Below are 16144 nucleotides of genomic sequence, written 5' to 3' on the forward strand. Positions count from 1 at the left end.
TTTTGCATTTTTCAAACCGCCACAGTTCACGCTGCGGCGGTTTTTTTGTCTAAAAACATCCCAAGCACCTCCGATCATTTGCTCCTGACCGGCTATAATAGGGACACACACCTCGATCACCTCATACCATCCCTATGCTTCGCTCCATCCCTATCACATCGCTGTGGTTTCAAATGGTCAGCCTCTCCCTCGCGTTGACCGTCTCCGCCATTGCCCAACCGGTCGCATATTGGTCATTCGATGGTGACACAACAGCAGCGCGTCTAGCTGAATCACTCGGACAAACGGCTCTCGATGCCAGCGAAACCAACGGCAGCTCGTCATGGAACACCCGTAGCGGATTCGGCAACGTCCTCGCCAATGGCTCCGGCACCGCTTACCTGTCTGTTGCCCAGCACATCGCCATCACCCCGGGAAGCGGCAACTTCTCCATTTCCCTCTGGGCATACAGGACATCCGATGCCAACAGCACCAAGGGACTACTGGATGCCCTCGATAGCGGTGCAACCACCGGCTACCAGCTATTCTATCAAACGGATAACACCATCCGTATTCGTATCGACGACAACAATGGCAACCATGTTCTGGTCGACACCCAGTCGGCACACTACCAACAAAACATCTGGCAAAATATCATCGTCACCGTCGACCGCAGCAAGCAAATAGCACGCATCTATGTCAACGGCAGCGAAGCCACCACCGCGGGCGGCGTTGCCATCAGCGCCCTCACCGGATCCATCAACCTCAATCAAAACCTATGGATCGGAACCCTCAATGGCACGGCAGCTGCCCGAGGTCGTCTCGACGATATCGGACTATTTAACTACGCCTTGAGCACCAGCGAGATTGCTGCGATCAACGTCGGCAGCGGAGTCCCCTTGTCAGAGATAGATACCTCCCCGGTCGCAAGCGTCATTGCCACCCCTACCAGTGGCTCCATCCTACGCATTGGTGACACGGTAACGCTAAGTACAAATGAGGCTGCTGACGCCATTTACTACACATTGGACGGTAGCGTTCCAGATAACAGCGCCAAGCTCTATACAGCCCCATTCACGGTACCAGCGAACGCCACGCTACAAGCCATTGCCTATAAAAATAACAGCCCGGGTGTGGTCACCTCGGCATTCTACACCTGTATACCAAACAGCCCACCCAATATCCTGATCATCATGGCAGACGACATCGGCTATGGCGATCTCTCATGTTACGGTGCACCAACAGTCCACACCCCGCACCTTGATGCCCTCGCGCGAAAAGGATCACGCTTCACTCAATTTACCACCACTGGACCAGGCGATCTCGCCAACCAGTATGCACTGCTCACCGGCCGCCTGGCCCGACGTGGCAACCTGCCCGCCGACATCCCCCCTGGAAGTGCAAATAGTATCGATTACCGCGAGTGGACTCTCGCCAAGGCCTTACGAAAAAAAGGATACCAAACCGCCATGATCGGAGAATGGAATCTTGGGGACAGCGCTGACGCAGGGCCAAATAACCAAGGCTTTCAATTATTCTACGGGCTACCCTACTCTGCATCCTTCATCCCTACGCCGCCACTCGTTGAAAACGAAACAACGCTCGAAGCCGCCCACCATTCCAACCTTCTCTTGGATCAGCTCAGTCAACGAGCCTCCTCATGGATCTCCGCCCAAGGAGAGGCGCCCTTTTTTCTCGTCTTCTCACCACCCTCCCTACCGGCAACAGGAGGCTCATTGCTCGGAAACCACGGAAATCGGATGGACGCCCTTGATCGCTCCATCGGTGACCTGCTTGACACCCTGGAACAAACGGGAAAAACCAACGACACACTGGTAGTCTTTCTCTCGGACGAAGGACCGGACCGCACCTATACCTCTCCATCCTACGGATCGGCTGGCATTTTTCGCGATGGAAAATCCACCACCTGGGAAGGAGGCGTGCGCACCCCGGCGATCAGTCGATGGCCCGGCATCATCCCAGCTGGAACAAGCAACCAGGCCGTGCTTTGGTTGCCCGACCTCTACACCAGCATCACCGCCATTGCGGACGCCCATGTTCCGGACGACCGGCCCTACGATGGCACCGCACGCGCCGATGTCCTTCTATCAAGCCGCACCCGACCAGATGCCGAGACCACTTTGTTCCTGCACCGCCACGACGGCACCGGTTACCAACTCCAAGCCATCCGCCAAGGTGCATGGAAATACCATGCCACATACCAAAACTCAGCAACAGACAACAACTTCTCGGAATCCGCGCCGCTGCTGTTCCAAATCGAGCAAAACCCGACCGAGCACATCAACCGTAGCAGCACCCACACCAGTAAACTCGTCGAACTTCAATCGGCGGCCTCAACCCATCTTGCCACATTCGCATCTCCACTCCCCCAACTCCCGATCACTCAGCCGGGGTTTCTGAGCCCTCCCGCTCTATCTATCCTCACTTCCGAAAACAATAAAACCTCCTTCGCAGCCACCCTGCACCGGCCGGTCACATCCACCAACGACGAATATGCCATCCAGTATTCCCATGATCTGAGCGAGTGGTTCTCCCTGGCCATCGATCCATACATCCTAACAATCGATCCGCAAACGAACCATTCAGAGATCATTGAACTACGTATTCCCTCAGGCGATCCCAGCTTCTCCAACAACCGTGTCTTCTTCAGAATCATCAACACCCGACCATGAAACACCTAATTTCCACAGCTTTCGCCCTGCTCGCGTGCTTCAACCTCCACGCCCGCCCTGCCACGGAAAAGCCAAACATCATCATCGTCTTTGTCGATGACTCCGGGTACGCCGACTACGCGCACACAGGCAACCCCACAATCCATACACCAAACATTACAAGCATGGTGCACGAAGGGTTGAACTTCCCACAGTTCTACTGTGCCTCTCCCGCCTGCTCGGCCTCCCGCTACGCTCTACTCACCGGCCGTAACCCGGCGCGCTCTGGATTCAGGTGGGTCCTCCCCCCCACAGAAAGCAAGTATCTGCACCCCAACGAAACAACCATCGCAGAAGGACTAAAAAACCAGGGGTATGCAACCGCCATGTTTGGCAAGTGGCATCTCGGAACACCAAACACTGGCAACGCCTATACCCCGAACGCTTTACCTCTGGCTCATGGCTTTGAGATCTTTGAAGGCACAACGGTCTCCCACGATTATGCCGACAGCCACCTCATCATGGGCCCCTCCAGTGATAACAATCCAACCACGGGCTACGCATCCATCACCACCAAGGTTCCGTCCAAACTGGAGATCATGCAAGGGCTCACCAAGCGCTACACCGACCGCGCCATCCAATTTATCAGCACCCATAAAGATGACCCGTTTTTCATCTACCTGGCCCCCAACATGCCCCATCTCCCCGTCCATTCTTCCGAAGAATTTCAAGGAACCTCTCTGCGAGGTCCTCTGGGCGATTGTATCGAGGAAATCGATAACTCCGTCGGACGTATCCGCCAAGCCCTTGCTGATGCCGGGGTCACAGAGAACACTCTGATCATTTACACTTCCGATAACGGCCCGTGGATTCGCTTTGAAAACACCACAACCACCTACCCCAATGGCCAGGGGGAGGCTCGTCTCAACGTCGGCTCAGCACTACCATTCCGCGATGGTAAAGGTTCCACTTGGGAGGGTGGTGTTCGCGTTCCCGGCGTCTTTTGCTGGCCTGGAACCATCCCTGCCAGCAGTGTTGAAAAAACACCGGCCAGCACCATGGATCTGCTACCCACCATTTTCTCTCTCGCCGGAGAGCCCGTCCCCGGTGACCGCATCCTCGATGGCCGTGATATCCGCCCCTTGCTTAACCCGGAAAACTTTACAGGAACGGTTCCCGACTTCAACTTTGTCTACACCGGAGCCTCGAGCAACGGCATCTACGCCGCCCGGAAAGGAGCATGGAAGATGCACATCCGCCTCTACTCCCAAACGGGAAACAACTACGGCTTTTCGGCTTCATCAAGCAACCCGCTGCTATTCAACCTCGAACAGGACCCAGGTGAACGATTTGATCTTTCAGCTCAACAATCAGAGCAGTTGCCCGCCTTGCAAACCATCATCAACGATTTTCAGTCGAGCCTGAATACAGAGGGAACCTTTTGGTCCCCCTGATAGCCAAAGCCTACCCCACTCAGCCCCATCATTTCGCCTGAAAACAGGGCACAGGCAAGCCCTCTTGATTCATCAGATTGGTGACAGGCGTGTTCGACCAGGCGTAACGGACTGACTTTGGATTTTTCACACCGTCGGACTCAAGCGTCACTTGATTGCTACCTGAAATGCGCGCCTTGGCCGGAACAAATTTGCCGTCGCTTCCAGCAACTTCAAACGCCATGGGTGCCTTACCATCTCGCGTTGCCAATCCACTGGCCACATCCTTGAAGGTCAGCACCACCTTCCCCCGTTTGACGACATGGGAAACATAGGTCGGGCTGTAAGCCACCACATCCTTACCGTAGGTATCCTTCAAAGCAAGCAAGGCCAAGCGTTGCCCCACTTCCTTCTTTTTCTTCGGGTGAATATCCTTCGGGTTTCCAATATCGATGGTCACCGCCATCCCCGTATGCGGGATGCTGGCATTCGACTCCGACTGTGCCTGCCAAATCACAGGCAACACCTCCGGGGAATCCTTCGGGTAGCCGAATGGAGCCAACTGCACAAAGTAAAATGGCATTTCTTTCCCCCAGATTTCACGCCAACCTGCGACCAGCGCCCGCTTTTTGTGATGATACAGGGCTCCGTCCTTACGGTTCGATTCCCCCTGGTACCAGATTGCCCCTTTGATGCGCAATGGTGCCAAGCCGTGCACCATACCATTATAGAGTTTGCTATAATCTCCCTTCTTTCCCTTCAACTCGGGGATGGCATCTCTGCCGCTTGGCGTCGTCCAAGGCTCAATTCTTGTCCCACCCCACGAAGATGCGATTAAACCAATAGGAACATTTTTTAATTCTTGCTGAAGATGAACCCCAAAGAAATATCCAACGGAAGAAAATCCCTTCCGAGGCTTATCGCCCAGATTGGAAATCGTTTCTGGGCTGCAAACCTTCCAACCTGAAGCCTTTGCCACATCCGGAAGAGGCTTTCCTGATTTTACTTTATTCACATTCAGCAATCGTATCTTCGGATGACTGGCAGCTTGAATCGCCTGTTTCGGGTTTTCACTCAGGCCAATGCCCCACTCCATGTTTGACTGACCGGAACACAACCAAACATCTCCCATGAGAATATCCTTGAGCACAATCTCATTCTTCCCCTTCACCTTCATCGTCAACGCATCCCCCAAACCTCGCTTGGGTAGCGTCACTTTCCAGTTTCCTTCGGCATCCGCATTGGTTTGCTTCGAAGTTCCTGCCAAGGTCACGGATACCTTTTCCCCTGCATCAGCCCAGCCCCACACTGTGATGGGTTCACCACGTTGCAAAACCATGTGATCCGTCAATACCTTCGGTAAGGTCACATCCGCAGCGCATGGCCATGCACCACCCAACATCATCATTAAGATCGTCTTTTTCATCGCTATTTTGAATTTTCTGGAGGACCCAGCCACCAGCACAATCGATACGTGCTCGCGATCAAGCATATTACAGAGAATGTTACCACTCAACCCTCTAGGGAACGGATCATCGCAGGGCGAATTCAGTAGGAGCTAACAGCCTGCGGCGCTGGCGGGATTGTCAGGATTTTAAATTTTCGAAGATCAAGCTTTGTCCAAAACCTATCACTACCCTCTAAAAAAAATCCTATAAATCCCCTTCAATCATGTGAATCCTGTCAGCGCCGCAGGCATCACCGAGATGATCTCCCTAATGTAGGAGCCCTGCGGATCATCGCATCAAAGATGCTCCAGATTTGAATATTTCCATGGTCACTGATAAGAATGCGAATACCTCGCCGGTATATTGAGAATCCATCAACCTTCCAACCATGCGCATTTCACTCTTCCGTATTCTTCTCTGCCTTGCATTCATCACGACAAGTTCATGGGCAGAGGTCCCAGACCACCCGCGCCTGCTCTTTTCCAAATCCGATGAAACGGCCGTCAAACAAGGTATTCATTCCGACCCCTTGGCCAAGCAAGTCTACACCGAGATCCTACGTCGCGCCGACCACACCCTCAACGCGCCTACCTGCAGATACCACATCCCGGACGGCAAACGCCTGCTCGGTGAGAGCCGCCGTGCATTAAGCAACATCCTCCACTGCGCAATGGCCTGGCGACTCAGCGGTGAGAAAAAATACTTCAACCGCACCATCAAGGAGCTCGATGCCGCCTGTGCACTCAAAGACTGGAACCCCAAACACTTCCTCGATACCGCCGAAATGTCGACCGCGGTCGCCATCGGTTACGACTGGCTCTACCACGAACTCAATGAAACCCAACGCAACACCTACGCATCGGCACTGCGAAACAAAGGGCTGGAACCCGCACGCAATGGATTCACAGGTAAACGTGCCTGGTGGTCGCATCCGCGAAACAACTGGGGGCAGGTGTGCGCCACCGGCCTCCTGATGGCAGAACGTGCACTGGAACGATCAGGCGACCACATTCATCCCGCCCGAAAAGCCGCCAGTCAATCGCTTGAACAGTGTGCGACATTCTATCAACCCGATGGAGCCTACCCCGAAGGGCCAGCCTACTGGCACTATGGATCAAACTACCACGTCATTGGACTCGCCCTTTTAGCCACGGAACATCGGCAACTTCGATCCCCAACACCCGCCACCTTTGCCCGCTCCCCGCTGTTCACCGAGCACCTAACCGGACCTACTGGCAAGGTCTTCAACTTTGCCGATGCCGGAGTGTCCACCAGCCGGGTCAGCCCCGCCCAATCATGGATGACTAACACCTTCGACCAGCCGGCCACCTGCAAATTCATCCGATCCAGGATCGCCCAAGACATCAGCGACCAACGCAAGCATTCCACCAAAGGACCTGAACGGTTTTTTCCGCTGCACCTACTCTGGCTGCCCAACGAACATCCGGACAAGCAGGCAACTCTCGCCACGGACTCCCGCTGGAACGGCAGCCAACCCATCGCAACCTTCCGCAGTCAATGGCATGACCCCGATGCTTTGTTTGTCGCCATCAAAGGTGGCTACCCGGGAGCCAGTCACGGGCAAATGGATGTAGGGACCTTTATCCTCGAATCCCAAGGCGTGCGCTGGGTCGAAGACCTCGGCAGCGACAATTACAACATGCCCGGGTACTTCGGATCCAAACGGTGGAGTTATTTCAGGCTCACGAATAAGAGCCACAGCACACTGGTCATTAACCAACAATTACAAAACCCCAAATCCAAACCATGCCTCATCACAGCATTTCAAAGCACTCCTGAAAAAGGAAGTGCCAGCATCGACCTTACGCAGGCATACACCCCTCAGGCAAAGCACATCGTCCGCAGCTGCACACTGGACCGTAGCCGTCAACAGGTCACGATTGAAGACGCCATTACGCAACCAACGGGTCCCGTTCGCTGGGCAATCGTCACCCGAGCAGAAGTCAATATCGAGAACAACACCGCCATACTCAAACAATCCGGCAAAGAGCTCAAAATCATCCGTAACGACAAACATGGAGGTGTCTGGCAAGTGCTTGATGCCAAGCCTTCTCTCAAAATCGAAAACCAAAACCAAGGCGTCCGCATCCTCTGTTTTACCGCTCCGGCATCCCCCCAACTCACGCTCAGTGTCAGTTTCAGCCCACATTAAGAGCCTCAGAAAAAAGATTGTGCTCCATCTTCGCACATATGGATTGGCCTCTCACGAAGATGGCTTACACAAGCTCCCGGTCAAAGAGCTGCTACGGTTGACACCAAACCACCCGCACTGCATCCATCCGCAAGCGAGCCTTTGAAATGACCTGCCGTAGTGCGTCCTGCTGATTTTGCATGGCGACAATCTCCTCCTGGCCGACGTGATCGTTGATTTCTTTCAAAGCAATCAGGCGATCCAACTCTTCCCCTAACACTCGATCTGCCAGGCTGCGGGCTTGTTCCACCACCGACTCCATTTGCCCCTGCACCAGTCGGTGACAAGAATATAACATCATCGGTAAAATCTTCCGTCTGAATGCCTCCTGTGAAAGCAGCTGGTGCATATTCCCGCTTCGTAACACGCCAGCCCGCAGAGGAGTATCCGCTGAGCGATCCGCTCCCGTATGGTCGACCTGCACCCGCAGAGGGGTCACCGGTAAAAATCGATCACTATGCAGTGAGGCGGGGGCCAAACATTCCACCACGGCATGAACCTCGAGTAAAATCCCCTTTGCAGGAGCACCCTCCCAAACGGCAAAAGCGGCATTCCCAGCCTCCGAGGTGAGCAAAAGGTCCATCGCTGTCCGGACCATGGGATGATCCCAACTCATAAACGAAGTGTCTTCTCTCGAAAGCGCTCTGTTCCGGTCGAAAGTCACATTCAGGCCCTCATCAGGAAGAGCCGGAAACGCGTCGGTGATCAGGTGCCCCGGAAGCAACAAATAAGAACGGTCAACCAGTTCCTCAATATGCAAACCAAAGTAATCCCACAAGCGAATGAGGAATGCCTCCGATGACTGGTCAGCATCCATCGTCTTGATCGACTCAATCATCGACTCCGCTTTCTCCGGTCGGCTCGAATTCATTTCCAGCAATCGGTCATATCCACGGTGCAAACGCTCCGCAACCCGCTGACGACATTGCCGGGAGACCTCAATAAAGGCATGCAGGGAAGGTTCATGCATCCCCCGCTCAGGCGGTGGCCCTCCGAGTTCACGCATGATTTCCGTCGCCCCGTGCATACTTTGCTCAAAAGCATTCAGGCCTTCATGATACCAACGTGCCAAGACCTCCCCATGGCTCCCTTCCAAATAGGGAACGTGGATATGAATGGTTTCCGTCTGACCGATCCGATCCAGACGTCCAATTCGTTGCTCCAGCAACTCGGGGTCATCCGGCAAATCAAACAAGACCAGATGATGAGCAAACTGAAAGTTGCGCCCTTCACTTCCTATCTCGGAACAAATCAAGATCCGGGCGCCATCATCCTCAGCAAAGTAAGCCGCCGACCGATCACGTTGCAGCAAACTCATCCCTTCATGAAAATGCGCACACGGGATATTGATCCGTTCTTGAAGACAGCTGGAAATTTGCTCGGACAACTCACGTGTCCGGCAAATCAAAAGTATTTTTTTTCCTTCCTGTGATTGAATCAACGAAAGCAACCACTGAACCTTTACTTCCACAGACCCATCACCCGCTTCTTCACCGGACGGAACGGACAATGGAATCAAATGCGCTCGACGCTCTGGAAAGCCGGACAGGGCACTTCTCGTGTTCCGCAGCATCACCCGACCGGTCCCAAAGGTATCCAAAAGTTCACGGATCAACACACCGCGTGCCGACTCATCTCCCGAGTCCAGCGCCAGACAATGGTCATGCATACGCTCAGACCGGGAAACAAACAACTCCCGGTCCTCTTTGCTCAGTGGTTCACGCTCAAGCAACCGGCCAAGGGCATCTGCCAAGTGCTCATAATGCTCCGCATCCGACTGAAAGGAGTCGAGATCCGTGTAACGATCCGGATCCAACAAGCGCAAGCGGGCAAAATGGCCTTCCGCCCCCAGCTGACGTGGAGTGGCGGTCAACAACATCAACCCCTCTGTCTTACGGGCCAACGACTCCACCAAAGCATACTGCGGGCTAGCCTTTTGCGGCGACCACTGCAAATGGTGGGCTTCATCCACAATCAGCAAATCCCAACCAGCCGAAATCACCTGATTCCGACGCCGCTCATTTCCTGATAAAAATCCAACATCGGAAAGCACCAACTGGCTATCGAGAAAGGGATTCTCCTCCCCGCCCGCCTCAATGGCACGGCAACGCTCTTCATCAAACAAGCTGAACAAGAGGTTAAACCTTCTCAGCAATTCGACAAACCACTGGTGCAGCAACGGTTCCGGGACAAGGATCAGGATCCTCTCCGCCCGCCCCGTCAGATGCAGACGTTGCATAATCAGGCAAGCTTCAATGGTTTTCCCCAAACCCACTTCGTCTGCAAGCAACACCCTGGGGCGTAATCTCGATGACACCTCCCCGGCAATCGACATCTGATGCGGAATCAAATCCACCCGGCCTCCAACAAATCCGCGCACCGGTGATTGCTGAATCGCACACTGACGCCGCAACGCCTCCACCCGTAAATCATACGTGACCAGATCATCCACCCGGCCGGAAAGCAGGCGGTCCTCGGGTCGACTAAAACTCATGTGATCGGATAGCCTGGCTTCTTCAACTTCCTGTCCGGCACAGAGGTAGACCAGCAAATGATCGATCTCAAGTACCTCGTCCACCCGCATCACTTCTCCCCCGTGTGTCTCCAGATTTTCTCCCGGCTTCAGCGCAACACGCCGAATCGGGGCCGATTCAATCGCATACTGGCGACGCTCTGCCGCCGCAGGAAACAGGACCTCCACCCGCTTGAATTCAACCTTCAACATAATGCCGAGCCCCAGCTCAGGCTCGGTTTCGCTTACCCAGCGTTGACCGGGTACAATTTTGGAATGGTCGGTCATGGCTCTCAGAGATGGAAGGGCGCGGAGACTACGCACCCATAGTAATCCCGCAAGCCCGAAGTGCACAAGAAAATGCGCACCACAAATCACACACAAGGAACGAAAAAACCACGGAACACACAGAAGACACGGAAAAGACAAGATTAGAAGCAAGATGGATTCGAGCTTATAGCTTACTTCTCATTGTGTGTTTCGATTTGTAGAAGTGAAAAGGCCAACATTCTCATTTATTTTTTCCGTGTCTTCTGTGTGTTCCGTGGTTCAAATTTGATGTATTTGGTATTTGGCCTTTGATTCCCATCGTCTATAGCATGCCGCCATGCCCGCCGCAGCTGAATCCATCGCCAGTGCCAGTGAACTCGTCGTCCGCTACAGTTCTCATACCGTGCTCGACGGAGCCACGCTCGCCATCCACGACGGCGATCGCATCGGCATGGTCGGCCGCAACGGTTGCGGTAAATCCACCTTCCTCAAGATTGCTGCAGGTGAATCCGTGGCAGACAGCGGCCAGTTCACCCGCAAACGAGGGCTGATCACCGGCTACCTCCCACAGGAATTCGAGCTCGATGACGACGCCAATGTGCACGACAACGTTCTGTCCGGGGCCCAGTTTGTCATCGACCTGATCAAGGAATATGAAAACACACCTGCTGACAGCCAGCGCAGTGCCGAACTACTCGATCTGATCAACCACCACGACGGTTGGGACCTCGAACACCGGACTCAAAGCTTGCTCAGCCACCTCCACGCACCTGAAGCCGGGCGCATCGTCGGCGAACTCTCCGGCGGAGAAAAGCGCCGGGTCGCACTCTGCCGGGCCCTGCTTGCCCGCCCGGATTTTCTCATTCTGGACGAACCAACCAACCACCTCGATACCGAATCGATCGAGTGGCTCGAACAGTTTCTCGCGCGCTACCAGGGGGCCTGCCTGTTTGTCACCCACGACCGCTACTTTCTGGATCGCATTGCCACCCGGATTGTCGAAATCCGCCGCGGCCAGTGCGACAGCTACCAAGGGAACTACACCGACTATCTCCTCAGCCGTGCGGAGCGCGACCTCGCGGAGGCCCGCAACGAGCACAAACGCCAACGTTTCCTCAGCCGCGAACTCGACTGGGTTCGCCGCCGGCCCAAGGCCAGAACCACCAAATCTCGGGACCGTATGGATCGCTACTTCGAAGTGGCCAACCAAGACGCACCCGAACAAGAACTCGATGTGGATCTGATCATCCCAGTGCCACCAAAACTCGGCAACAAAATCATCGAGGCCAAAGACGTCAGCATGGCCTATGACGGCAAACCTGCACTCTTTACCGGTCTCAATCTCAAACTGGAAGAAGGACATCGACTCGGTATCGTCGGCCGCAATGGCATGGGCAAATCCACCCTGATCAATACATTGTTAGGCCGGCTACAACCCAGTAGTGGCACGGTTGAAATCGGCAACAAAACAGAAGTCAATTTCATCGATCAAAATCGTCTTTTACTCGATGGCAATAAGTCGGTCTTCGAAGAAGTCGGAGAAGGACAAGAAACCGTCCGCCTGGGTGACGAAACCCTCGGTCTACGTGCCTACTTGCGCCGGTTCCTTTTTACCGAAGAACGCATCAATACCAAAATCGATCTCCTCAGCGGTGGTGAACGCAGCCGTGTCATGCTCGCAAAAATTTTAAAGCAGGGCGGCAATGTAATCGTGTTAGACGAACCAACCAACGACCTCGATCTCAACACACTCCGACTACTGGAGGAAGCACTCGCCGGCTTCAAAGGCTGCGTGATCGCAGTGAGCCACGACCGCTATTTCCTCAACCGCGTCTGCACCGATATTCTCGCCTTCGAAGGCAATGGCGTCGTCCACCACCAGGTAGGCGGCTACGATTACTATCTCGAGAAAAAACAGGAGCGTGACAGCCGGCAGACGACCCAATCCAACACCTCAACAAAGAAACAAAAAGCCCCACGCAAGGAACGCCCGCGCAAACTCAAGTGGGCCGAAGAACGCGAACTTGAATCGATGGAAGAAACCATCATGGAAGCCGAAGAAAAAGTGGCCAAATTAGAAGCGGCTTTTGATGCGCCCGACTTCTATGAAAAACACGGCGACAATTGGCAGGAACTCGAACAGGAGCTCAAAGCAGCCAAAGCCCATGTCCCAGAACTCTACCAACGGTGGGAGGAACTCGAGGCTATCCGCTTGGCAGCCGAAAAGACATAACCTCATCCCCCACGAAACAACCTCGGTGGCTGGAATGTAGGACAGGATTGTATCCTGTCGACAACCCAAGGCTTGAGCGAGGCTCGACTTGATAACTCCCAAGCCTGCCGACAGGTTGAAAACCTGTCCTACAATGAGTTAGGCAAGCTTGGCGCTTCTTTTAATGAATCGCACTAACGCCGGCGACCACCACCGCCACCGCGCGAGCCACCACTGCTACGACTGCGACTGGAACTGGTCCGGCTTCTGGCACTCCGTGAACTACTCGAACTCCTTGCCTTACTATGGCTGTAGCTGGGTCGACTCGAAGAAGCCCGACTCCGGGAGCGACTATCATGATGCAACTTACTACCATTGCTCCGTGTGCTCTTGTATGTCGGTTTGGTCGATGGGCGCGTGCTCGGCTTGGTCGATGGACGGGTGCTCGGTTTGGTCGACGGGCGCGTGCTCGGTTTGGTCGACGGGCGTGTGCTCGGTTTGGTCGACGGGCGCGTGCTCGGCTTGGTCGACGGGCGTGTGCTCGGTTTGGTCGATGGACGGGTGCTCGGCTTGGTCGATGGACGCGTGCTTGGCTGATTGCCAGGACGTGTTGACGGGCGCGTGCTTGGATTATTCCCTGGGCGGGTACTTGGGCGGTCAGCGATCTTGGTGTCTTTCCACCCCGATTTATCGCGTTGCTGCCACTGTCCTCCTTTATCCTTTTTGTAAATCTTACCATCTTTGCCGACATAGACATCCGGGCGCGTACTAGGACGGGTGACCGGTTGTGTTGACGGTCTTCCCGGGGTCACTCCAGGGCGAGTGCCAGGCTTCGTCCCCGGGTTTGTTCCCGGGCGGGTGCCGGGCTTCGTTCCTGGGTTTGTTCCCGGGCGAGTGCCGGGACGAGCCACTGGGCCAGTGCCGGGCTTACCTCCGGGGCGAGTTCCCGGACGTAAATTGGGACGGGTAGATGGACGGGTCACTGGACGCAAACTTTTGTCACGGGCTTTGTTATAACGGTCTCTAGCCATACGGTTGTCCAGTTTTGCCTTATCCCCCCATGAGCCATATGGCATAGGACGGGCAATAGGGCGGTGACCCGGACGATTGCCATGACCTGGACGGTGCCCAGGCTTCCACGGGTTATATCCCGGACGGTGATGCCCCGGACGGTGGTGTCCGTGATAATGGACGGGACGTCGGTATCCACCATGACGATGGTAATGCACAGGCCGCACGCAACCACCATAGGGACCATATCCCCAACGACAAGGGCGATGGTATCCACCATGCCACCCCCAACGAGCACCACAGCCCCAGCCAATATAACTGGGTCGATACCAATGGTAGTGGTGGTGGCTGGAGTTATGCCCCAACCAATAGCCCGCCCCAAAGACCAGTAATCCCCTGAAGAGATACTGACCGGTGTATCCGGAGGTGTATCCGTATTGAACGGTTGTTGGTGTGCTATTGTATACCTGCACATAGGTGACATTGTGCTGTGGGTTGTCCGCAGGTATCGTGTAGATGTTTTTATCAACCTCATCAGACAGTGCCCATGGGCCATTGGGAGAGCTCCCGACAAACCAGACACCTTGATAGCAGCAGTAATACTTTCCATTGGTCAGAAACACATCATTTTCTGTGTTGATGGCATACTGCACATCCGAGCTACCTTTGATTGGCTCAAACTGGGGCTCGCCGTCATAGCTCACGGTAAGTGTGGCATCATCTCGGTTCATTGTCGCGGTTTCTGGAATAGCAGCAAGAACAGCGGCCTCTTCAGCTACCGGAGAACCCTGCACGGAAGCCAGGACGTACCCTTTTTCGTGGTCTTCGGGAATCTTCGCAAACTCATCAGGCAAGTCCAGAGTAGCTGCGACCCAGCCTCCCGTCAACGTCTTGGATTTGAACCAGCGCCCTTCCACGAGATAGTAGTAATAGGAGTCCGACGAGAGAAAAAACACATCGCTTTCCGTATTCGAAATAAACAGTAGCTTGGTGCCGCTGATCGGTGTCATATTCGGTTTCCCCTCGGTTTCGATCAATTCGCCCGGCTGCTTGGAGACAAAAACCTTGGGAACAGCTTCAAAGGGTTCTGCTTTGAGCGCGGCGCGCACATCTGACCAGTTCTCATCGTCAGGCAACTTGGAAAACGAAGCTGGCAAGGAATCCACCACACTCCACGGCCCTTTGAGAATGTCCTGAGTTTTGATCCAACCATCCTCAATAAGCAGATAATAAGTGGAACTTTCGACGTCCATCAGCAGGTCCCAGTTCGTGTTGAGGGCAAAAAGCACTTTGTTCGTTTTGGGGTCAATCGCCTTGAAGTCGGGTTCTCCCATAAACGTCACCATAATCGCAGGCTCCTCTGAGTAAAAGATGGGCGGAGGGTCCAGGTTCACCTTGATGTCCCGGTTCATCACTTCTGAGTGTTCAACACTTGCCACCATATCGTCCAAATTCACCTTCAGCGGCGTCTGCCCATCTCCTGACAACGCCAAGATCTTTTTTAACTCCGCTTCTTCGGCCGCATCCTTGGCGTCCACAAAAATCAATTTTCGTAATCTCCGGGGGCCGATATGCACCACATTCTCCTCCCGGTCGGCCACGGTGTCCGCTTCAAATTCAATCGAAATATATTTCGGCTCCTCCTCCGATCCTTTTTTCTGAATAGCCACCGCCATCCGGGCTTTCAACAGCTTAAAGTCCTTCCACTCATCAATCTGCGGCTGGTACTTGGTGATCTCGTGCGTCTTGGCATCAAACACTTGCGGGTAAGTGGATTCTGTCAAATCGACTTCTGCCGCCGCTGCCGGGGTCGGAGTTTTTTCATCGGCTGCACGCAGCGGGGAGAAAAGCCAGACCACCGTACTCGCAAGCGCGGCACAAAGTGCCCATGGGTAGGGGTTTCGATAGGGCAAGCGGTTTGCCAGGTTACTAATCGTCATCGTTTTCATGGTAGTTGGAGTTATAGGTTGGGCGTTTTGTGAGTGTAATACAATGGGTAGTCGTGAATCAGTGGGCATCTTCCGGCTCTACCCGGCATCATCCCAGCTTGTCTCCATTCGACGCAAATCGATCGGCTTTTATTGAAGATGATATCGAATTTTATTTAATTTTGTTCCCGCCAATCAACCAAATGCCAATGAGCGAGACTAAAAATCTAGCAGACAGATAGGGCTTCGCAAGTCATTTTCAACACGGACAGTCATTTTCAACACGAGAGCCCCGAGACCCCAGAGCAACAAGGACCGGTGGAATGAACTTGCAGAGCTGGGTCAGAACTGGCAGCGTTTCCTTGGTTGGTTTATATTTTTTCACAGGCCGATCGAAGTGGGATCGACCGCCAACCCCTTCAATGCTTTGCCTCTCCTATGGGATGGCTGTGATTCATATTTAACAC

Annotated in this window: 7 protein-coding genes; 4 read left to right on the top strand and 3 right to left on the bottom strand. The window is 54.2% G+C overall.

The genetic code is table 11. The features are described from left to right. The first annotated feature begins 134 nt into the window (after positions 1–134). Positions 135–2672 (top strand): sulfatase-like hydrolase/transferase, encoded by a 2538-nt coding sequence (locus HW115_RS13085; protein WP_178933316.1) that lies wholly within the window; start codon positions 135–137, stop codon positions 2670–2672. After that, positions 2669–4105, top strand: a complete 1437-nt coding sequence (locus HW115_RS13090) for a sulfatase family protein (protein ID WP_178933317.1) — start codon at positions 2669–2671, stop codon at positions 4103–4105. Before HW115_RS13085 ends, HW115_RS13090 begins: the two co-directional genes overlap by 4 nt. Positions 4106–4133: 28 nt before the next feature. Here the strand turns inward: HW115_RS13090 and HW115_RS13095 are convergent, their stop codons facing one another. Continuing rightward, positions 4134–5510 carry a sialate O-acetylesterase gene (locus HW115_RS13095; RefSeq protein ID WP_178933318.1) on the bottom strand — a complete coding sequence of 459 codons (1377 nt, stop codon included), beginning with the start codon at positions 5508–5510 and terminating at the stop codon, positions 4134–4136. A gap of 410 nt (positions 5511–5920) precedes the next feature. Here HW115_RS13095 and HW115_RS13100 point away from each other — a divergent pair, with 410 nt between their 5' ends. Beyond that, on the top strand, positions 5921–7705 hold the full coding sequence (locus tag HW115_RS13100) for a heparinase II/III domain-containing protein (protein WP_178933319.1): 1785 nt from the start codon (positions 5921–5923) through the stop codon (positions 7703–7705). Positions 7706–7796: 91 nt separating this feature from the next. Here HW115_RS13100 and HW115_RS13105 read toward each other — a convergent pair whose 3' ends face one another. Next, a complete protein-coding gene (locus tag HW115_RS13105; protein WP_178933320.1) occupies positions 7797–10544 on the bottom strand; it encodes a helicase-related protein in 2748 nt (915 codons plus the stop codon). A 319-nt stretch (positions 10545–10863) separates the two neighbouring features. Here HW115_RS13105 and HW115_RS13110 point away from each other — a divergent pair, with 319 nt between their 5' ends. Further along, a complete protein-coding gene (locus HW115_RS13110; protein WP_178933321.1) occupies positions 10864–12759 on the top strand; it encodes an ABC-F family ATP-binding cassette domain-containing protein in 1896 nt (631 codons plus the stop codon). 173 nt (positions 12760–12932) lie between these two features. On the opposite strand, the gene HW115_RS13115 is transcribed toward HW115_RS13110, so the two are convergent. Further along, positions 12933–15698 (bottom strand): hypothetical protein, encoded by a 2766-nt coding sequence (locus tag HW115_RS13115; RefSeq protein ID WP_178933322.1) that lies wholly within the window; start codon positions 15696–15698, stop codon positions 12933–12935. Between the last annotated feature and the right edge of the window lie 446 nt (positions 15699–16144).

The sequence above is a fragment of the Oceaniferula marina genome, assembly GCF_013391475.1.
GTDB lineage: Bacteria > Verrucomicrobiota > Verrucomicrobiia > Verrucomicrobiales > Akkermansiaceae > Oceaniferula > Oceaniferula marina.